This window comes from Streptomyces sp. EDA2-14 (assembly GCF_054963755.1).
In genome coordinates, this window is the sequence record NZ_JBUEGE010000010.1 from 16,958 (window position 1) to 37,251 (window position 20,294).

The following is a 20,294-nucleotide window of genomic DNA, read 5'->3' on the forward strand; positions in this document are numbered from 1 at the left end:
GGCGAGGGCCCCGCTGGATGCAGCGGGGCCCTCGCCGTACGCGGATGGGGGAGTGGGCGGGGTCAGACGCCCACGGCCTCCTCCATCTCCTCTTCCTGCTCCTGGTCGCGCACGACCTCCCGCTTGTGCATGTGCGCTGGGGCCGGCTCCTCGATCCCGGGAGCCCTGCGGCGGCGCTCGGCGAGGCCCGCGACCGCGATCATGGCCGCGCCCACGAGCAGCCAGGCCGCGAGCGTCCAGAGATTGCGCGCCAGATCGTGCCCGCCGAAGTACAGGAGGTTGCGGGCCCCCTCGACGTATCCGGCGCCGTTCCAGAAGCCGTGCAGGCTCGCGAAGAAGCCGTTCTGCAGCTCGGGCCGGAAGATCCCGCCGGAACTGGTGAAGTTCAGCATCACGAACAGCACCATGACGCCGAGCGTCGTCCACTTCTTCAGGAACGTGTGCAGTCCTACGCCGATCAGCAGCACGCCCGCCGAGTACAGCCACGTCATGCCCCACAGGCCCCACAGGTGGCTGTGCGCGAGATGGAAGACCGGGCCCGCGAACGCCGCCCCGATCAGGCTGACCACACCGGACGCGCCGACGACCAGCAGCGCGCGGGTGCGCATCCGCAGCACCCCGCCCGCGCCGCCGATCACCGCGACCGAGGCGTACGAGCCGATGCTGACCGCGACGAGGAGGAAGAACAGTCCCTGGCCCGTCGGATCGTCGTCGACCGTCGGAGCCACGTCCGTCACCTTCAGCGGCGCGCCCTGCTGGGCGGCGACGGGCGTGAAGATCTTCTCGACGGCGGAGACGGTGGTGTCGGACCCGGCGGAGGCCACGATCAGCTCGGGCTTCCCGTCGCCGAGGACGTAGGCGCCGTCGATGTCCCGCGTCTTCAGCCGGTCGACGGCGGCCGAGCGGGAGTCGAGCGTGCGGACGTCGAGCGCGTCGCCCGCCTTGTCCTTCACGGTCTGCGCGAAGACCTTCGCCTCGGGCCCGGAGCCGACGACGGCGATCGGCATGTGGTGCGGCTCGGGCGAGGCGAAGGCGCCGAGATAGGCGAGGCCCATGCCGACGCACATCAGGAGCGGGGTGAGCAGATGCGTCAGGACGTGGCGCAGCGCGGGCTCGCGCGTGCCGCTCATGGGCAGGACCTCCACGGAACGAATCGGTTGGCTTTTACAACTCGTGGTGCAGTTGTACTCTACAACCGAGTTTCGGGCCGAAAGTCCTCGCGCCGGTGTGACCATGGCCACCCAGTACTGAAAGAGCAGGTCAGGCGGGGCGTGACAGGGGATGGTCCTGGACGGCGTGCGCCGGTGGCGCGGGCTTGTCGTCGCCACCGTTCTCATACGCTCGAAGGCGCTCGCGCAGAGCCTGCATGCGTAGGCTCGTCTCGTACAGATAGCGGACCTTCGTCCGCATCACCCAGGGCTCGACCGGCTTCACCACATAGTCGGCGACGCCCAGTTCGAAGGCCTTGGAGGCGAGCGTGGTGTCCTGGCCCGCGCCGGTGACGATCATGATCGGGATGTCCTGCGTCTGCTCCAGGCGCGTCATGTAGTGGGCGACCTCGAAGCCGCTGACGTCGGGCATCAGCGCGTCGAGCAGCACCAGGCCGATGCCGCCGCGCAGCACGGCCTTGAGGGCCTCGTCCCCGGTCCTGGCCCGGTCCACGGGGTAGCCCAGCGGGGCGAGCGCACTCTCCATCGCGAACAGGGTGTCGTCGCGGTCGTCGACGACGAGGATTCTTGGTCGAACAACGGTGGGCATCGCCTGGTGCCTCCCCTCGTCGGCACCGACAGCATATGCCCGTATCAACCGGAGGGAAGGCCTCGCTCAGTCCTCTCCGCGCACCAGATTCCACTCCGTGTCGCGGTCGTTGACACTGCCCGAGGGGTCACGCCCGTCGCCGCGCGCGGGGCGGCAGGTGCGGATCCCGCCCTTGACCTCGCGCTTGGTCTCTGCCGGGTGCGGAGCGCGCTCCTTCGTGTTCATGATCGGATACCTTTCCGACCGAATTCCTACGGAAAACAGTCGAGTTCATCAGTAGACGGTTTTGTAGACGCGGTGCGCAGAGCTCTCCCGTGGCCCGCTCAGCCGGTCTTCGGCAACGGATGCCGCGCGCAGTGCGTCGCGAACGGGTGTCCGGCGGGGTCGGAGTACAGCCGCGTCTCGTTCGGGCCGCGGGCGCCACGGGTCTCCAACGGACGGGCGCCCAGGTCGATGAGCAGGCGCTCCACCTCGTCCAGGTCCCCCTGGTCCACGAGGAGGTCGAGATGGGCCTGCTGCGAGTCGTCGGGGCGCGGCCAGCTGGGCGGAGCAGCGTTCAGGTCGCGGCGGAAGGCCATCCGTAGGCCCTGTTCGCCGACGACCTCGATGCGGTTGCTGCCGGGAGACGTCTGGATCTCGCCGTCCAGCAACGTCCGGTAGAACTCGGCGAGTTCCTCCGGCTCCGTGCAGTCCAGGACCAGAACCCCTGCCCGCACCAGACTCATAACTCCTCCTCCGGCGCACCCCCTGGCGCGCGTCGCCCCACCGAGTACCCCGCGACGCCGCCGCCAACCGGGTTTCCGTGCCCGTGGGCGGGTCACCCGGACCGCGGCAGCCGTCCCCGAACCGAAAGGTCCCGGCATGAGCATCAAGGTCGCCGACCACGTACTCGACCGACTGCGCGCCTGGGGCGTGGAACAGGTCTTCGGCTACCCCGGCGACGGCATCAACGGACTGCTCGCCGCCTGGGGCCGCGCCGACAACCGGCCCGAGTTCGTCCAGGCCCGGCACGAGGAGATGGCCGCCTTCGAAGCGGTCGGCTACGCGAAGTTCAGCGGCCGCGTCGGCGTCTGCGTCGCCACCTCGGGGCCGGGAGCGATCCACCTCCTGAACGGCCTGTACGACGCCAAGCTCGACCACGTGCCGGTCGTCGCCATCGTCGGGCAGACCGCCCGCAGCGCCATGGGCGGCAGCTACCAGCAGGAAGTCGACCTGCACACGCTGTACAAGGACGTCGCCTCCGACTTCGTCGAGACCGTCAACGTCCCCGAGCAGCTGCCCAACGTCCTCGACCGGGCCATCCGCACCGCGACCGCCCGCCGCGCCCCCACCGCCGTGATCATCCCCGGTGACGTGCAGGAACTCGACCACACCGCGCCGCCGCACGCCTTCAAGATGGTGCCGTCCAGCCTCGACCGCAGCTCGTGGACGGCCGAACCCGCGCAGGAGGCCGTCGAGCGGGCCGCCGAGGTGCTCAACGCGGGGGACAAGGTGGCGATCCTGGTCGGGCAGGGCGCGGCAGGAGCGAGGGACGAGGTGTGCGAGGTCGCCGAACTCCTCGGCGCCGGCGTGGCCAAGGCACTGCTCGGCAAGGACGTGCTCTCCGACGAACTCCCGTACGTCACCGGCGCGTCGGGGCTCCTCGGCACCCGCCCCTCCTACGAGCTGATGCGCGACTGCGACACCCTGCTCACCATCGGCTCCAGCTTCCCCTACTCGCAGTTCCTGCCCGAGTACGGCAAGGCGCGCGGCGTCCAGATCGACATCGACCCGCACATGATCGGCATGCGCTACCCGTACGAGGTGAACCTCGTCGGCGACGCCCGCGCCACGCTGCGCCGCCTGCTGCCGCTGCTGCACCGCAACGAGGCCCGCGACTGGTACGACGAGACGTGCGCGAGCATCCGCCGCTGGCACGACGTCATGGAGCGCCGCGCCGAGCTGAGCGCCGACCCCATCAACCCCGAGCACGTCGTCCGCGCCCTCGACCCGCTGCTCCCGGACGACACCATCCTCACCTCCGACTCCGGCTCCGCCGCCAACTGGTACGCCCGACACATCACCATGCGCGGCACCATGCGGGGCTCCCTCTCCGGCACGCTCGCCACCATGGGCTGCGGCGTCCCGTACGCGATCGGTGCCAAGTACGCGCACCCCGACCGGCCCGTCGTCGCGCTCGTCGGCGACGGCGCGATGCAGATGAACGGGCTCGCCGAACTCATCACCGCCGCCAAGTACCGGAACCGCTGGACCGATCAGCGGCTCGTCGTCGGCGTCCTCAACAACCAGGACCTCAACCAGGTGACCTGGGAGCTGCGCGCCATGGGCGGCTCACCGTCCTTCCTGCCCTCGCAGGAGCTGCCCGACGTGGACTACGCTGCGTTCGCGCGCCAGTTGGGGCTCACCGGGATCCGCGTCGAGAAGCCCGAGGACGTCACCGAGGCGTGGAGCGCGGCGCTCGCCGCCGACGGGCCCTCCGTCGTCGACTTCCGCACCGACCCGTCCGTCCCGCCGATCCCGCCGCACGCGACGTGGGAGCAGATGGAGTCCACGGCTGAGGCCATCCTCAAGGGCGACCCGCAGAGCACCGACGTGGTCAAACAGGGCCTCAAGGCGAAGGTGCAGGAGTTCCTGCCGGGCGTCGGCAAGCGCGGCCACTGACGTATTTTGGGGTCCGACCGGGAAATCGGTGGGGCCTTGTGGACAGGGGGAGCGGCAGTGGACGCGCGGGACGCGCTGGGGGAGCGGGACGACTCGGTGGAACGGGGTGACGCGGGCGGCCGGGACGACACGGCCGAGCGGCTGCGCGCCATCTGCGACGAGCTGTCCGAGCGCTTCTACGAACGGGCCGACGTCGTACGGACCCTGGTGACGGCGCTGCTCGCGGGGCAGCACTCCCTGGTGCTCGGCCCGCCCGGCACCGCGAAGTCCGAGCTGGCCCGCGAGCTCACGGGCCGGATCGAGGGGGCGGCGTACTGGGAGATCCTGCTCTCCAAGTTCACCGCCCCGACCCGCATGTTCGGCCCCATCGACGTGGCGGCACTGGCCCGCGGCGAGTACCGGCAGGTCTACGACGGGCGGGCGACGACCGCGCACATCGCGTTCATCGACGAGATCTTCAAGTGCTCCACCGCGGCCCTCAACGAGACGCTGGGCTACCTCAACGAGCGGATCTACCATCCCGAGAACGGCGGCGCGCCGATCCACTGCCCGCTGATCGGCGCCATCACGGCCAGCAACGAACTGTCCGAGGGCGAGGACTCCGCCGCGATCTACGACCGGCTCCTCGTGCGGATCGAGGTCGGATACCTGGAGGACCCCGCGAACTTCGCCGCCCTCGTCCGCTCCGCCGTCGGCGGCCGCTCCGGGACACCGGCACGGACGACGGTCGAACTCGCCGAACTGCAAAGGGCCGTGGCGGAGACCGTCCCCGCCGTGGACGTCCCCGACGCGATCGTCGACGCGGTGTGCACGCTGCGGGCCGCCCTGCGCCGCAAGGAGCTGGTCGCCTCCGACCGGCGCTGGCGGCAGGCGGTCGGCCTGCTCCAGGCCTCCGCGTACCTCGACGGCCGCGCAGCGGTCGCGCAGACCGACCTGTCGGTGCTCACGCACGTGCTGTGGGACTCGCCCGCCCAGCGCCCCACCGTCGAGCGCGAGGTGCTGCACCTGGTCAACCCCGACGCCAAGGAGGCGCTCGACCTCGCCGACACCATCGAGGAGCTGGAGACCCAGCTCGACGCCATGGCGGGGCAGTCCCGCGAGGCGCTGAGCGACTGGGTCATCAAGAAGGCGCACCACCAGCTCGCCACCGCCGGCCAGCGCCTGGAGAAACTGCGCGCGGAGGCGGCGGGCGCCGGACGCTCCACTGCCGCCATCGACCGGGTCACCGGCCGTCAGCGCGCCGTCCGTGCCCGCGTCCTCACCGAGGCGCTCGGCGTCGACGCGGGTGCGGCGGGGGAGCGGCCCTGAACCCGGCCACGCAAGCCCACGCGAGCGTCGCAGCGGACCATTTCGACCGGATGGCGTGGCAAGACACGTACGAACAGGCCGTGGGTATAAGGGAGTTGGCGGCGGAGCTGGGTGCGCTCGCCGAGAGTGCGCAGGATCTGCTCACCGATGTGTTCCTGGCCGCCTACAAGCCGCGGGTGCGGATTCGTGAGCGTACGGAGATGGCGCGCTCGCGGCTGGACAACCACGAGTTCGTCGCCGCGCTCATGGAGTCGCCGGAGTTCGCGGAGACGCGCCGGATCACCGTCGGCGACCCGTACGCGGCCGCCATGGCACTGCTCGCGCAGGGGCCCGCGCTGCGGAGCGTGCTGGAGCGTGAGCCGCAGGACCAGCGGGCGGACGAGACACCGCGGCGCCGCGACGGGCGCGATGCCGATGCGCCGACGGACAACACCCCGAACACGCCAGGCACACCCGGCGCGCCCAGCAGCCCCGGCATCCGCGCCGCCGCCCGCAGCGCCGCCGCGAAGGCATCCCGTGCCGTGCGCCAGGAGATGAGCCTGATGCGGGCCTGGGGGCTCGGCCCCGGCGAACTGGAACGGATGCCGTACGCGGAGCGGGCCCGGCTCGCCGAACGGCTGCGCACCGGCCGCCTCGCCGAATGGGCCGAACTCATCGGCCGCTTCCGGCAGATGGCCGAGGGCGAGCGCGCCCGCAAGGTGGAGCACGCCACCGGCGAACTCGTCGGCGTCACCCTCGGCGACGACCTGTCCCGCGTCGTCCCCTCCGAACTCGCCGGACTCGGCGTGCCCGCACTGCGCGCCGTGTTCGCCGCCCGCTACGCCGCGCGCGAGCTGATGCTCTACGACAGCCGGGGCGAGCAGCCCACCGGACGCGGCGCCGTCATCGCGTGCGTGGACACCTCGCACTCCATGTACGAGGCGGGGCCCGGCGGCGTCACCCGTGAGGCGTGGGCGAAGGCGTGCGCGCTCGCCCTGCTCGACCAGGCGCGTGCGGGCGGTCGCGATTTCGTCGGCATCCTGTTCTCGGCCGCCGACAAGGTGCGGGTCCACCGGTTCCCCGCGGACCGGGCCGCGTCGCTCGACGCGACACTCGCCTTCGCGGAGACCTTCCTCGGCGGCGGCACCAGCTACGAGGCCCCGCTGGGCGCCGCCCGCGACCTCCTGGAACGGGAGTTCACCGACACCGCCCGCGCCCGCGGCGACATCGTGCTGCTCACCGACGACGACTGCGGAGTCGGCGAGGAATGGATGCGCGGCTGGAACGCGGCCAAGCAGCGGCTGGGCTTCCGTCTCTTCGGTGTGGCCGTCGGCGCCCCGCGCGCCGCCGCGACCGACTCCGTCCTGGACGCACTGTGCGACAACCTCCGCTCGGTGGAGGACTTCATGGACGTGCACACCGCCGCCGATCTGTTCCGGGTGATCTGAGCCGCCGCACGTCACCGCTCGCGCGCCGGTTGCGGCGCGTCCACCACGTCCAGGAACACGTGGTCGGCCTCGGGCCAGCGGTTCCGCACGGACCGCTTGACGCGTTCGAGGACCAACTCCAGGCGTTCGCTCTCGATGCCCGGCGCCAGATCGATCCGCGCCGCGACCAGCGTCGAGTCCATGCCCAGGCGCATCGTGTGCAGCTCCGCCACATGATCGATCTCCGGCTGCGCGGCAAGGAGATCCCGGATGCCCCGGTGCAGCTCGGGCGTGACGGCCTCGCCGATCAGCTGGCCGCGCGCGCTCGCGCCGAGCCGGTACGCCACGAACACGAGCAGCAGACCGATGCAGAACGACGCGCCCGCCTCCCACTCGACCCGGCCCGTCACCATGTGCAGCACCATGCCGCCCGCCGCGAGCAGGACCCCGACCACGGCCGTGCCGTCCTCCGCGAGGACCGTGCGCAGGGCAGGGTCCGCCCCGATCCCGTCGCCGGGCTGCACGCGGGCCTGGTGCACGGCACGGAGCAGCGAACCACCCTCCGCGAGCAGCGCCACGCCCAGGACCACGAGCCCGGCGACGTACCCGCTGCGGGACTCCTCACCGCCGCCCGACGTCAGCGCCTCGAACCCCTGGAAGAAGGAGAAGCAGCCGCCCATCACGAAGATCCCGACGGCGGCGAGCAACGACCAGAAGAACCGCTCCTTGCCGTACCCGAACGGGTGCCTGCGGTCCGGCGGCCGGCGGCTGCGGCGCAGCGCGGCCAGCAGGAACACCTCATTGAGGCTGTCGGCCACCGAGTGCGCGGCCTCCGAAAGCAGCGCGGGCGACGCGGAGATGAGACCGCCCACGGCCTTGGCGACGGCGATCAGCAGATTGGCGCCGAGTGCCACCAGAACGGTGAGCCGGGTCTTTTGATCGTTTTTCTTGGATTCCTTTGCCATACATCAACTCGCAACGACTGGACGGAATATGGGCGCAATTCTCGGGAACTCGGGCTGCAAGGAGGTATTCACCGTGATTCCTGTTCTGTTGGTCCTGTTACTCGCGCTGCTTCTTTTCGGCGCGGGATTCGCCGTGAAACTGCTGTGGTGGGTGGCGATCGCCGTGCTCGTGGTGTGGCTGCTCGGATTCGTGATGCGCGGTACTACGGCTAGCGGTTCCAGGTCACGCTGGTACCGGTGGTGAGTAACCCCGCCCGGTACCGATAAACCCGGGCGCGAAACCGCGGAAGTCCTGATCAATAAGGCCGGGTCCTCGGCAGTCGCCGAGGGCCCGGCCTTGGTCATTTTCTGGCACCGGCGGAATTCGGACAGCATGGAATGGGCGGCGCGTACCGGCCTGAGCCCCGGGTACCCGGCTCGCTCCGCACCCCAGACACAGAATCCAGAGGACACGACATGCCCCAGACCAAGGGCACGAAGGACCCCAACGATGTGGTGCAGCTGCTGCTGCAACAGCACGTCAGGATCCGCACTCTGTTCGAGGAGGTGGCCAACACCAAGGGCGAGGAGCGCAAGGAGTGCTTCCACGAACTGGTGAGGCTGCTGGCAGTGCACGAGACCGCGGAGGAAGAGGTCGTGCACCCCTTCGCACGCAAGAACATCGAGGGCGGCGAACAGGTCGTCAAGGACAGGATCGAGGAGGAGGAGAAGGCGAAGAAGGTCCTGTCGAAGCTCGATGACATGGACCCGGACTCGCCGGAGTTCCTCGACAGGTTCGCCGCGCTGCGCCAGGACGTCCTCGCGCACGCGGACGCGGAGGAGCGCTACGAGTTCGCCCACTTCGGCGAGGTCGCCGACCGCTCCAAGCTGGAGACCCTGGGCCGTGCCGTGAAGGCGGCCGAGGCCGTGGCGCCGACCCGCCCGCACCCCGGCACGGACACCGCGACGAAGAACATCGTCGCGGGCCCCGTGTCCGCGGTCGTCGACCGGACGCGGGACGCCATCCGCAAGGTGACCGGCAACACCTGACGGCCAAGAAGTCCGGCGAGGCCGCGCACGCGCAAGAGGCGGGGCGCCGCTCGGCTACGGGCGGCGCCCCGACCGGCGCCGGCCTCGCCGCGTCCTCCGTCGACGGGACCGTCTTGCGTCAACTCCCGCACCGGCGGTGGCGATACGCGGTTTGACGCCGGCCGATCCGGCTACTCGCACCCCAGCAGTACGTCCCTGGAAAGGAGCCGGGCCGGTGTATACGCATGGCCACGCCGAGGACTCCGCGGGCGCCGACCGTGCCCTGCTGACCGAACCGCCCAAGGACGACCTCGTCCGCTTTCTCGAGGACCGTTTCGCGTGCGCGCAGTCCTGCACGGAGTGCGCCCGCGCCTGCGCCCTGCTGGTGAGCTCCGCCGACCTCGGGCCGGTGGTCCCGCAGGTGCACGGGCCCGCGCGTCCGGCCCCGGCCGGGGGCTCCGGTCAGCCCGACGCGCCGCACGGTCTGCGGCGCGCGCTGCTGCTCAGCGTCGAGGTGTGCGACGCCACCTGCCGGCTGCTGTCGGAGGAGGCCCACCAGGACGAGTACGGGATCCGGCTCCAGGTGGAGTGGTGCCGGGCCGTCGCCCTGGAGTGCGCGCACGCCTGCGACCGTATGGCGGACGCGGCCGAGTGCGCGGAACGGTGCCGGGAGTGCGCGCGGGCCTGCACGGACTTCCTGGCGACCCTCGGCTGACGTTCCATCAGTTCTTCCGGTTCACGGCATTCCCTATTTCTGGAACGCGTTCTACTGTGTGCGCCGTCAAGCTGGCACACGTCAGCGCCCTGACCACGCAGTTGACCGCCAGGAGGGGCCGTGCACCTCGAATACACGCCTGAGCAGCAGCAGTTGCGCACCGAGCTGCGCGCCTACTTCGCCGAGCTCGTGCCCGAGAACGCGTACGCGCGCTACGAGGACCCTGCCGCGCAGAAGCGCTTCTACCGGGAGACCGTGCGCCGGCTCGGCAGCGACGGATGGCTCGGCGTGGGCTGGCCGAAGGAGTACGGCGGCCGCGGGCTCTCGCCCATGGAGCAGTTCATCTTCTTCGACGAGGCGGCGCAGGCGGGGGTGCCGCTGCCGCTGATGGCCCTGAACACCGTGGGGCCCACGATCATGCAGTTCGGCACCGACGAGCAGAAGGAGTTCTTCCTTCCGAAGATCCTCTCCGGCGAGCTCGACTTCGCGATCGGCTACAGCGAACCGGACGCGGGAACGGACCTGGCGGCGCTGAAGACGCGCGCGGTCCGCGAGGGCGACTCGTACGTCGTCAACGGGCAGAAGATCTGGACGACCAACGGGGACACGGCCGACTGGGTCTGGCTCGCCGTCCGCACCGATCCGGACGCGCCCACCCACAAGGGCATCACCATGCTGCTGGTCCCGACGTCGGACCCCGGCTACTCCTGCACCGTCATCAACACCCTCGCCTCGCACGACACCACCGCCAGCTACTACGAGGACATCCGCGTCCCCGTCTCCCGCCGGGTCGGCGAGGAGAACAAGGGCTGGCGGCTCATCACCAACCAGCTCAACCACGAACGTGTCACGCTCGCCGCCCACGGCACCATGGCGATCCGCGCCCTGCACGACGTGCAGCGCTGGGCCATGGAGACCAAGCTCGCCGACGGCCGCCGCGTCGTCGACCTCGGCTGGGTCAGGAAGCGCCTCGCCCAGACCCACACCAAACTCGACGCGATGAAGCTCCTCAACTGGCAGATGGTGAACGCCGTCCAGGAAGGCACGCTCCTCCCGCAGGACGCCTCCGCCGTCAAGGTCTACGGCTCCGAGGCCCGCCGCGACGCGTACGCCTGGCTGATGGAAGTGGTCGGCGCGGCGGGCGCGCTCAAGGAGGGCAGCGCCGGGACGGTCCTCCACGGAGAGCTGGAACGCGGCTACCGCTCCGCCGTCATCTTCACCTTCGGCGGCGGCAACAACGAGATCCAGCGGGAGATCATCTCGTGGATCGGCCTGGGGATGCCGCGGGTGCGTCGCTGAGCGGGTCCAGGACGATCTTGGCGAGGACGGGGAGGTGGTCGCTGCCGTTCGCGGGCAGCGTGCGGACGTGGCCGACGGTCGCCGAGCGGGCCATCACCTGGTCGATCCGCGCCACCGGGAACGCGGCGGGATAGCTGAAGGCGAACCCGCGGTCCGGCACGTCCAGCTGTGAGGTCAGCGGGGCGAGACCGCGGTCGTCGACCGTGCCGTTGAAGTCACCGAGGACGAGCACGGTTGCCGTCTTCTCGGCGGCGACGGCCGCGCCGAGCCGGCGGGCGCTCTCGTCCCGCCACTGCGACGCCAGACCGCTCGCGCCGAACCGTATCGAGGGCAGATGGGCGACGTACACCGCGATGTCGCGCTGCGGGGCCTTCACCACCGCGCGCAGCCCACGGTTCCACGGCTCCGTGATCCCGGCGGGTTTGATGTCGGCCGCCCGGACGCCGGTGAGCGGGTACTTCGACCACAGCCCGACCGTGCCGATCACCGCGTGGTGCGGATGGCTCGCGGCCAGACCCCGCTCGTAAGTGTCCCGGGCCTTCGGCAGCAGCTCCTCCAGGGCGATGAGGTCGGGGGACTGCCCGGACAGCTCGCTCGCCGTGGCCGCCGGGTCGGTGTTCTCGTCGCTGACGTTGTGCTGCACCACGGAAAGGTCGGGATCGCCGGGCCAGGGTTCGGGCGCCAGCAGGCCGCACTGGTACGCCCAGGCCGTCGTCGGCAGCAGCAGGACCAGCAGGGCGAGCGGTGCCCGGCGCAGCAGCCCCAGGACGAGCAGCACGACCAGGGGCAGCCAGAACCACGGCAGGAACGACTCCACCAGGCTCCCCAGACGCCCCGGCGTGTTCGGAATCCGCCGGTGGAACACCAGGACGAGCGCGGTCAGGGCGGCGAGCACGGCGAGCACCCGGCCGCGTCGCCAGGGCCCCGCGCCGCGGGCCGAGGCCGTCGCCCGCGTCGTGTCGTCGCCGGTCCGCTCGCTCATGTCGTCCTGTCCGTCCACCCGTTGTCCCTGACCATTCCGCCTGTGGTCCCTGATCGTCAGGACGATCACGGCGTTGATCGGGTTCCGCCCCCACCGGGTGCGTACCCTGCGAGCAGGAGGTGCGGTGCGACATGAGCGAAGCGGACCCCGGGCTCTTCGGCCCCGACTCGGTGACCTGGCAGGTGCACTCCGACCCCATGATGTGGATCGCCGGCGTGCGCGCCCTGTACTTCCAGGCGCTGCACCCGCGCGCCGTGCGCGGCGTCATGCAGAACTCGGACTTCCGGCGCGACGCGTGGGGCCGGCTCATGCGCACCGCGAGCTTCGTCGGGACGACCACGTACGGGACCAGCGAGGCCGCCGAGGAGGCCGGGGCGCGCGTACGGCGGATCCACCGTCACCTGGGGGCCACCGACCCGGACACGGGGGAGCGGTACGGCGTCGACGAACCCGGGCTGCTGCTGTGGGTGCACTGCGCCGAGATCGACTCCTATCTGCACGTCGCGCGCCGCTCCGGGTACCGGCTCACCGAGGCGCAGGCCGACCGGTACGTCGCCGAGCACCGCACCAGCGCCCGGCTCGTCGGCCTCGAACCGGAGAAAGTACCGGGCAGTCAGGCGGAGTTGGCGGCCTACTTCGAGCGCGTGCGGCCGCAGCTGGCCGCCGGGCCCGAAGCACGCGAGGTCGACGACTTTCTGCAGCGCCCGCCCACCCACCTGCTGCTGATCCCGGCCCGCGAAGCCCTCTGGCGGCGCGTGGCCAACCTGGCGTACGCCTCCCTGCCGCCGTACGCCCATGAGCTGTACGGCAGACGGGCCCCCGAACCCGCCGCCGTCTCCCGTCGGCTGCGCGCCACGGGAACCGCGCTGCGCCTGATTCCCGACCGGGTGCGCTGGCAACTCCCGCCGAAACACATCCTGCGGGCCATGGGGAGACTCGGTGCCGACGCCCGCCCTGCCCCGTACAAAGTCGACAGATGGGAAGCCATACTGGACGGGCCGGGCACGGCGTAGCGACGCGACGGGGGCGACGGCGGGAGATGCCAGGGGTGGGGGAGACGCGGGACGTCAGGCTGATCCACGGGCGGTACCGGCTGCTCGACCGCATCGGCCGGGGCGGCATGGGCGAGGTGTGGCGGGCGCGCGACGAGTCGCTCGGCCGGCACGTCGCCGTGAAGTGCCTCAAGCCGCTCGGTCCGCAGAGCGACCAGTCCTTCACCCGCGTCCTGCGGGAGCGCTTCCGCAGGGAGGCGCGGGTCGCCGCCGCGCTCCAGCACCGGGGCATCACCGTCGTGCACGACTTCGGCGAGTACGACGGCATCCTGTATCTCGTCATGGAGCTGCTGGACGGCAAGAACCTCAGCCAGCTCCTCGACGAGACCCGTCCGAAGGCGCTGCCGGTCGACGACATCGTGGACATGGCCGACCAGGTCGCCGCCGCCCTCGCCTACACCCACGAACAGGGCGTCGTGCACCGCGACCTGAAGCCCGCCAACATCATGCGGCTCGGTGACGGCACGGCGAAGATCTGCGACTTCGGCATCGCCCGGCTCGGCCACGACATCGGCTTCACGTCCCGGCTCACCGGCACCGGCATCGCCATGGGCACACCGCACTACATGTCGCCCGAGCAGATCGGCGGCGAACCCGTCGACGAGCGCAGCGACCTGTACTCCCTGGGGTGCGTGCTGTACGAGGTCGCCACCGGCGCCCCGCCGTTCGACCTGGAGGACGCGTGGGCCGTGCTCGTCGGGCACCGCGACACGGTCCCCGAGGCGCCGCGCGGACACCGGCCCGAACTGCCCGCCTTCCTCGACCGGATCATCCTGGACCTGCTCGCCAAGGACCCCGACGGGCGGCCGCGCGACGCACGGGAGCTGCGCCGCCGGATCGTGGACGGCGCGCGCTCCGGCCGCGGGACGTACGTGCCGACGGTGCGGTCGGCGCTCCTGGAACCGCGCCCCGACGCGCCCGCACGCGAACATCTCGTACGAGAACAGCCCGTACGAGAAGGCCCCGCACGCGAACAGCCCGAGACCCGCGAGCCCCGGCTGCCCTCCTGGACCCGCGGCATGACCACAGGACACAAGGCCACCGGCGTCCCCGGCCCCCGCGTCACACCCCCGGACACCGCGGCGGGCCTCTCCGGCGAGTGGATCGCGCGCGACACCCGCCACACCCCCGCCGCCCCGGACGTCGTCCAGCGCCCCACCCCGGCCCCGGAACTGCTCGCCACCCTCGTCTCCCGGCACAACGCGGGACTCAGCCTCGGCCGGCTCGGCCGCTGGGCCGAAGCGGGCGAGGTGCACCGCGCCGTCGCCGCCGAGCGGGAGTACGCCCTCGGCCCCGACCACCCCGACACGCTCGCCAGCCGCTACGAAGTGGCGTTCACGCTCAGCCGCACCGGGCGGGCGGCGGACGCGCTGCGCGAGTACCGCGGCGTCGTCGAGGGCCGCGAGCGGGTGCTCGGCCCCGAGCATCCCGACACGCTCGGCGCGCGGCAGGAAGTCGCGTACGTACTGGGCAAACTGGGGCGGCACTTCGAGGCGCACCAGGTGTACAGCGCCGTGCTCGCCGCGCGGGAGCGGGCCATGGGGCCCGAGCACCCCGACACACTGCGCTGCCGTCACAACCTCGCCTTCAACCTCAGCAGGCTCGGCCGCCTGGAGGACTCGTACCGGATGGCGAGCGAGGTCGCGGACGCGCGCTCCCGCGTCCTCGGCGCCGAGCACCCCGACACGCTCGTCACGCGCTGCGAAGTCGGCTACGCGCTGGGGCAGTTGGGGCGCTGGAGCGAGGCCCTGCGCTCGTACCAGGAGGTGGCGCGGGCGAGGTCGCGCGCCCTCGGTCCCGACCACCCGGACACCCTCGCCGCCCGCTACGAGGTGGGCATCAGCCTCGGCCGCCTCGGCCGCAGCGCGGACGCCCTGACGCTCTACCGCCGCCTGATCGACGACCGTACGCGGATCAGCGGGCCCGAGCACCCGGAGACGCTGCGCGCCCGGCACGGGCTCGGGGTGAACCTCGGGCGCCTGGCCCGCTGGGAGGAGGCGCTCGCCGAGGCCCGCGACGTGTGCGCGATCCGCCGCCGGGTCCTCGGTGCCGACCATCCGGACACGCTCGTCAGCCGCCGCGAGGTCGCCGTCGCCCTGGGCTGGCTGGGGCGCTGGCAGGACGCCCTCGGCGAGTACCGGGCGGTCGCCGAGGCCCGCGAGCGCGTCCTCGGCGAGGCCCACCCCAGCACCCTCGCGAGCCGCAACGACGAGGCGCACTGCCTGGAGCAGCTCGGCCGCACGGCGGACGCGGTGGCCCTGTACCGGCGGGTCGCGGCCCTGCGGCAGCAGGGCGCGCCGGGCGGGTGAGTGCGGGCCTGCCCCCTGGTCCCCCGGGATCGGCCCGTGTTACCAAGGGCCATGCCCGCACATGATCTCCGCGAACGCTACGACACCGTCGTCGTCGGCGGCGGCCACAACGGCTTGGTGGCCGCGGCCTATCTCGCCCGCGCAGGACAGTCCGTCGCCGTCGTCGAACGGCTCGGCACCACCGGCGGGGCCGCCGTCTCCACCCGCCCCTTCCCTGGCGTCGACGCCCGTCTCTCCCGCTACTCGTACCTCGTCAGCCTGCTGCCCAAGAAGATCGTGGCCGACCTGGGGCTGCGCTTCGCGACCGCCACCCGCGACGTGTCCTCGTACACTCCGGCCGTCCGCGACGGACGCCCGACGGGACTGCTCGTCGGCGGCGGCGAGCAGCGCACCCGCGAGGCGTTCCACCGGCTCACGGGCGGCGAGCGCGAGTACGAGGCGTGGACCCGCTTCTACGAGACGACCCGGCAGATCGCCGAGCGGGTCTTTCCCACGCTCACCGAACCGCTGCCCAGCCGTGCAGCGCTGCGCGAGCGGGTCGGCGACGAGGACGCCTGGCGACTGCTGTTCGAGGAGCCCATCGGCGTCGGCATCGAGGAGCACTTCACCGACGACCTGGTACGCGGCGTCGTCCTCACGGACGCCCTGATCGGCACCTTCGCCGACGCCCACGACCCGTCCCTCGCCCAGAACCGCTGCTTCCTGTACCACGTGATCGGCAACGGCACGGGTGACTGGGACGTCCCCGTCGGCGGCATGGGCGCCCTCACCGACGCGCTCGCCGCCGCGGCCCGCGCGGCGGGCGCCGACCTGGTCACCGGGCACGAGGTGACCCGGATCGCGACGGACGGCGCCGAGGCCGAGGTCACCTACCGGACCGCCGACGCCGAGGGCACGGTCGCCGCCCGCAACGTCCTCGTCAACGCCTCACCGCAGGACCTCGCCCGGCTGACCGGCGACACCCCTCCGGCCCCCGCCGAGGGCGCCCAGCTCAAGGTGAACATGCTGCTGAAGCGGCTGCCGCGCCTCAAGGACACCTCCGTCGACCCGCGCGAGGCGTTCGCCGGAACCTTCCATGTCGCCGAAGGGTACGGCCAGTTGGCGGCCGCGCACGCCGAGGCCGCCGCGGGATCCCTGCCCGGCGCCCCGCCCTCGGAGATCTACTGCCACTCGTTGACCGACCCGACGATCCTCGCTCCCGAGCTGGTCGAGCGCGGGAACCAGACGCTCACCCTGTTCGGCCTGCACGCCCCGGCCCGGCTCTTCGCCGCCGACAACGACACGGCCCGCGCGGAGCTGCTGAAGGCGACGCTCGCCCAGCTCGACGCCCACCTCGCGGAGCCGATCGAGGACTGCCTTGCGACCGACGCCGACGGCCGACCCTGCATCGAGGCGAAGACCCCGCTCGACCTGGAGCGGGACCTGCGCCTTCCCGGCGGCAACATTTTCCACCGGGAGCTGTCGTTCCCGTACGCCACGGACACCACCGGCCGATGGGGTGTGGAGACCGGGCACGCCAACGTCCTGCTGTGCGGCGCGGGCGCGGTGCGCGGCGGCGGGGTCAGCGGGATCCCGGGGCACAACGCGGCGATGGCCGTGCTGGGGCGCTGACAGGGACTCCGGTGACGACGGTTTCCCCCATTGGGGGCCGACCGGTCCACGGGAAGCGTGTCGGGCCCGGGCCCCCGTGAGCGCCGCACAAACATGCTTGCATGATGAAAACACAACAGTATCCACGCGGGCTGGCCCTGGCAGCGATCACGGCACTCTCCCTCGTGCCGGCAGGGGCGGCCCAGGCCCTGGACGACGAGACGGTCGCCTTCTCCGGCGCCGAGCAGAAGGTGACCGTCCCCGAGGACGTGTGCGGGGTGACGATCGACGCCTTCGGGGCAGCCGGAGGCCGGGCCCCGCTCGGTTCCTCGCACGCGGCCGATGTCACGGAGGGTGCCGCGGGTGGCAAGGGCGGAGAGGTGAAGGCCGACCTGAAGGTGAGTGCCGGTCAGGTGCTCACGGTGAACGTGGGGGGCGCGGGTACCACGGGTGAGGCCGGGGCCTTCCAGAACCCGGGGGTGTTCGGAGAAGGGGGCTACAACGGCGGGGGCGAGCCGGGCGGACGCGAGGACGCGGGCGGCTATCCGGGGGCGGGCGGCGGCGGAGCGACGACCGTGTCCCTCGGCGGCCGGATGGAGATCATCGCCGGCGGCGGGGGTGGCGGCGGAGGCGTCTACTCCTACCGGGGTGGAGACAACGGCCGGGGCGGCGACGGCGGCCAGTTCGGCGTGAACGGCACCGATGGCGCGACGGGCGACCAGGCGGTGGAGAACTCGTACCGGATGGGCCGCGGCGGGAAGGCCGGTGCGAACGGCGGCACGGGCGGCGCCGCGGGCATCAGCCAGCCGGAGGGGAGCATGCCCGGGGTACCGGGCGGGGACGCCGACGGAATGAATGGCGGGGACGGCGGGCGGGACACCGCCCGCTACTCGGACGTGACCGGTGGCGGTGGCGGTGGCGGCGGCGCCCATGGCGGTGGCGCGGGCGGGGCAGCCGGCCAGTACGGATTCGAGAACGCCGGTGCCGGTGGCGGCGGTGGTGGCTCGAGCAGCGGCCCGGCCGACGCGGTGTACAGCACCGGTGTGCGTTCCGGCAACGGTGAGGTGGTCCTCCAGTGGCAGGCCTGCGAGCCGTCCACGCCCACCCCTACGCCGACGCCCACACCCACCCCGACGCCCACGCACACCGCGGTCCCGACCCCCACCCCGACCCAGTCCGCCGGGGGCGGGGGCTCGCGCCCCGACCCCGGTCCCACCGCCTCCCAAGGGAGCCACACGGGTGGCGAGTTGGCCGAGACGGGGAGTTCGTCGCGCATGGGCTGGTGGGCGGCCGGGTCCGGGGCGCTCGTCCTCGCGGGTGCCGGCGTCATGCTGACCGTTCGGCGCGGACGCCGCGGTTGATCTCCTAGGGCCGTGCTCGCTCGCCTCTCACGGCGGCATGTGCTCGATCAGTCCCGTGAGGCCGTCCACCCCTTCGCCTCGATGCGGGACGAGTCCGCCGGGCGCGCCTCGTCGAACGCCTCGTCGTCCCCGTCCAGGACGCGGATGCCGTCGACGTAGGCGCCCCGGCCGACGTACAGCTGGTCGGTCGCGTAGCGCCAGCGAAGTCGGACGGGGGACGAGGCGAAGGGGCCCAGGTCGGCGGTGAGGCGGTGCCAGGTGCGGTCCGCGTAGCCGTCGACGGAGCCCGACGGGTGGGCGTCGGAGCGGTCCGTCGTGAACGGGAGCGGCTTCCAGGCCGAGCCGCCGTCCGTGGACACCTCCAGGAACAGGAAGTCCGAGTGCGGCTCGGTGTCCCACCACAGTGCGCAGTCCAGGCGCGCCTTGTGCGACGCGAGGCGCAGGTCCGGCAGCGTCAGCGTCGCCGATGTGGCGCTCGCCATGCCGGAGAACCACGCGGTGCGGCCGTGCCGGGGTCGCACGGCGACGGCGCGCGCCATGTTGTTGCCCGCGGCGACCCGGGGAGCGGAACCGGATCGCCAGGAGCGCACCGGGTGCACGGAGTTGCCGAGCACGATGAGGAACGAGTCGGTCGTCGGGTCGAGGACGAGCGAGGTGCCGGTGAACCCGGTGTGGCCCGCCGTGCGCGGTGTCGCCATCGCGCCCATGTACCAGTGCTGGTAGAGCTCGAAACCGAGGCCGTGCTCGTCGCCGGGGAAGTCCGTGTTGAAGTTGGTGAACATCAGGTCCACCGACTTCTGGGACAGGATCCGCGCCGTGCCGTAGACCCCGCCGTTGAGGAGCGTGCGGCCGAGCACCGCCATGTCCCAGGCGCAGGAGAAGACGCCCGCGTGGCCCGCGACGCCGCCGAACGCGTACGCGTTCTCGTCGTGCACCTCGCCCCACACCAGGCCCCGGTCCAGGCCCGACCACGGTGCGCGCGCGTCCTCGGTCGCCGCGACCTTGGGTTTCCAGGAGGCGGGCGGGTTGTAGCGGGTGCGGGTCATGCCGAGCGGCCCCGTGATCCGCTCGGGCAGCAGCACGTCCAGGCGCTTGCCGGTGAGCTTCTCGACGACGAGCTGGAGCGTGATGAGGTTGAGGTCCGAGTACAGGTACGTGCTGCCCGCCGGGTTGATCAGCGCCTCCTTCCACAGGAGGGCGAGCTGCGCGTCGTGCTCGGACTCCTTGTAGAAGGCGATGTCGGGCCGGAACCCCGAGGTGTGGGTGAGGAGCTGACGGACCGTGACATCCTGCTTGCCGCCGCCGGTGAACTCGGGAAGGTACGAGACGACCTTCGCCTCCAGTTCCAGCCCGCCGCGCTCGATCTCCTGCACGGCCAGGATCGACGTGAACAGCTTGGAGATCGAGGCGAGGTCGAAGACGGTGTCGTCGGCCATGTCGATCTGCTGCTCGGCCGGGAACTCGATGCCCGTGTCCGTCTTGTCGTCGTAACGCGCGTAGCGCACCGCCTTGCCGATCGGCTGGTGCAGCGCGACCGTGCCGCCGCGGCCCGCGAGCAGCACCGCGCCCGCGTACCAGGGGTGCTTGGGGCCGCCGGGGAAGGTGCCCACGTATTTCTCGGCGTCGGCGACCAGTTGACGCAAGTGGCCCGCGAGCAGCCCCGCGCGCTCGGGGGAGCCGCGCCGCAGGGTGGGGCGCTTGGCCGCCTGTCCGGTGCCGGCCGCGGCGGGTCCCGCCGGGAACGGGGCGAGGGCCAGGGCGCCGCCCAGCGCGAGGCCCGCCGCGCCGAACTGCCGTCTGCTCAGGCCGGGGTGGCCTCTGTGTGGTCTGTCCGCTGCTTCGGGTGCTCCGCTCATGGACGAGGCCCTCCTGAAAAATTC

The 20,294-nt window shown here is 72.0% G+C and carries 18 protein-coding genes; 11 read left to right on the forward strand and 7 right to left on the reverse strand.

Annotated elements, in window-relative coordinates; translation table 11 throughout:
* Positions 1-62 precede the first annotated feature (62 nt).
* The 4 genes from ACY34M_RS23400 to ACY34M_RS23415 form a co-directional block, all read right to left on the reverse strand.
* On the reverse strand, positions 63-1,130 hold the full coding sequence (locus ACY34M_RS23400) for an ABC-2 transporter permease (protein ID WP_462719991.1): 1,068 nt from the start codon (positions 1,128-1,130) through the stop codon (positions 63-65).
* A gap of 130 nt (positions 1,131-1,260) precedes the next feature.
* On the reverse strand, positions 1,261-1,758 hold the full coding sequence (locus ACY34M_RS23405) for a response regulator (protein ID WP_462719992.1): 498 nt from the start codon (positions 1,756-1,758) through the stop codon (positions 1,261-1,263).
* Positions 1,759-1,824: 66 nt separating this feature from the next.
* Positions 1,825-1,983, reverse strand: coding sequence for a hypothetical protein (locus ACY34M_RS23410; protein ID WP_462719993.1), 159 nt, complete (start codon positions 1,981-1,983; stop codon positions 1,825-1,827).
* A 98-nt stretch (positions 1,984-2,081) separates the two neighbouring features.
* Entirely contained in the window at positions 2,082-2,483 is a 402-nt protein-coding gene (locus tag ACY34M_RS23415; protein ID WP_462719994.1) for a VOC family protein, read from the reverse strand.
* Between the two features lie 136 nt (positions 2,484-2,619).
* Between ACY34M_RS23415 and ACY34M_RS23420 the strand changes: the two genes are divergently transcribed.
* The 3 genes from ACY34M_RS23420 (at position 2,620) to ACY34M_RS23430 (ending at position 7,154) form a co-directional block, all read left to right on the forward strand.
* Positions 2,620-4,419, forward strand: a complete 1,800-nt coding sequence (locus ACY34M_RS23420; RefSeq protein ID WP_462719995.1) for a thiamine pyrophosphate-requiring protein — start codon at positions 2,620-2,622, stop codon at positions 4,417-4,419.
* A gap of 96 nt (positions 4,420-4,515) precedes the next feature.
* The gene (locus ACY34M_RS23425) at positions 4,516-5,727 is read left to right on the forward strand and encodes an AAA family ATPase (RefSeq protein ID WP_462720201.1); all 1,212 of its coding nucleotides are present in this window, start codon (positions 4,516-4,518) and stop codon (positions 5,725-5,727) included.
* Positions 5,724-7,154: a VWA domain-containing protein gene (locus ACY34M_RS23430; RefSeq protein ID WP_462720202.1), complete on the forward strand. Its 1,431-nt coding sequence runs from the start codon at positions 5,724-5,726 to the stop codon at positions 7,152-7,154. The genes ACY34M_RS23425 and ACY34M_RS23430 overlap by 4 nt, the downstream gene beginning before the upstream one ends.
* A gap of 11 nt (positions 7,155-7,165) precedes the next feature.
* On the opposite strand, the gene ACY34M_RS23435 is transcribed toward ACY34M_RS23430, so the two are convergent.
* On the reverse strand, positions 7,166-8,098 hold the full coding sequence (locus ACY34M_RS23435; protein WP_462719996.1) for a cation diffusion facilitator family transporter: 933 nt from the start codon (positions 8,096-8,098) through the stop codon (positions 7,166-7,168).
* A gap of 73 nt (positions 8,099-8,171) precedes the next feature.
* Between ACY34M_RS23435 and ACY34M_RS23440 the strand changes: the two genes are divergently transcribed.
* The 4 genes from ACY34M_RS23440 (at position 8,172) to ACY34M_RS23455 (ending at position 11,120) form a co-directional block, all read left to right on the forward strand.
* Positions 8,172-8,342, forward strand: coding sequence for a hydrophobic protein (locus ACY34M_RS23440; RefSeq protein ID WP_356384721.1), 171 nt, complete (start codon positions 8,172-8,174; stop codon positions 8,340-8,342).
* A 212-nt stretch (positions 8,343-8,554) separates the two neighbouring features.
* Positions 8,555-9,127: a hemerythrin domain-containing protein gene (locus tag ACY34M_RS23445; protein WP_462719997.1), complete on the forward strand. Its 573-nt coding sequence runs from the start codon at positions 8,555-8,557 to the stop codon at positions 9,125-9,127.
* Positions 9,128-9,389: 262 nt separating this feature from the next.
* Entirely contained in the window at positions 9,390-9,821 is a 432-nt protein-coding gene (locus ACY34M_RS23450) for a ferredoxin (RefSeq protein ID WP_462720203.1), read from the forward strand.
* A 120-nt stretch (positions 9,822-9,941) separates the two neighbouring features.
* The gene (locus tag ACY34M_RS23455) at positions 9,942-11,120 is read left to right on the forward strand and encodes an acyl-CoA dehydrogenase family protein (RefSeq protein WP_462719998.1); all 1,179 of its coding nucleotides are present in this window, start codon (positions 9,942-9,944) and stop codon (positions 11,118-11,120) included.
* Here the strand turns inward: ACY34M_RS23455 and ACY34M_RS23460 are convergent.
* Positions 11,077-12,102 carry an endonuclease/exonuclease/phosphatase family protein gene (locus ACY34M_RS23460; protein WP_462719999.1) on the reverse strand — a complete coding sequence of 342 codons (1,026 nt, stop codon included), beginning with the start codon at positions 12,100-12,102 and terminating at the stop codon, positions 11,077-11,079. The two genes, ACY34M_RS23455 and ACY34M_RS23460, sit on opposite strands and share 44 nt — an antisense overlap.
* Positions 12,103-12,233: 131 nt before the next feature.
* Here ACY34M_RS23460 and ACY34M_RS23465 point away from each other — a divergent pair, with 131 nt between their 5' ends.
* From ACY34M_RS23465 to ACY34M_RS23480, 4 genes are all read left to right on the forward strand, one after another.
* Positions 12,234-13,115 carry an oxygenase MpaB family protein gene (locus tag ACY34M_RS23465; protein ID WP_462720000.1) on the forward strand — a complete coding sequence of 294 codons (882 nt, stop codon included), beginning with the start codon at positions 12,234-12,236 and terminating at the stop codon, positions 13,113-13,115.
* A 26-nt stretch (positions 13,116-13,141) separates the two neighbouring features.
* A complete protein-coding gene (locus ACY34M_RS23470; RefSeq protein ID WP_462720001.1) occupies positions 13,142-15,463 on the forward strand; it encodes a serine/threonine-protein kinase in 2,322 nt (773 codons plus the stop codon).
* Between the two features lie 51 nt (positions 15,464-15,514).
* Positions 15,515-17,074, forward strand: a complete 1,560-nt coding sequence (locus tag ACY34M_RS23475) for a phytoene desaturase family protein (protein WP_462720002.1) — start codon at positions 15,515-15,517, stop codon at positions 17,072-17,074.
* A gap of 104 nt (positions 17,075-17,178) precedes the next feature.
* Positions 17,179-18,414, forward strand: a complete 1,236-nt coding sequence (locus tag ACY34M_RS23480; protein ID WP_462720003.1) for a hypothetical protein — start codon at positions 17,179-17,181, stop codon at positions 18,412-18,414.
* A 47-nt stretch (positions 18,415-18,461) separates the two neighbouring features.
* Here ACY34M_RS23480 and ACY34M_RS23485 read toward each other — a convergent pair whose 3' ends face one another.
* Positions 18,462-20,270 carry a serine hydrolase domain-containing protein gene (locus tag ACY34M_RS23485; RefSeq protein ID WP_462720004.1) on the reverse strand — a complete coding sequence of 603 codons (1,809 nt, stop codon included), beginning with the start codon at positions 20,268-20,270 and terminating at the stop codon, positions 18,462-18,464.
* Between the last annotated feature and the right edge of the window lie 24 nt (positions 20,271-20,294).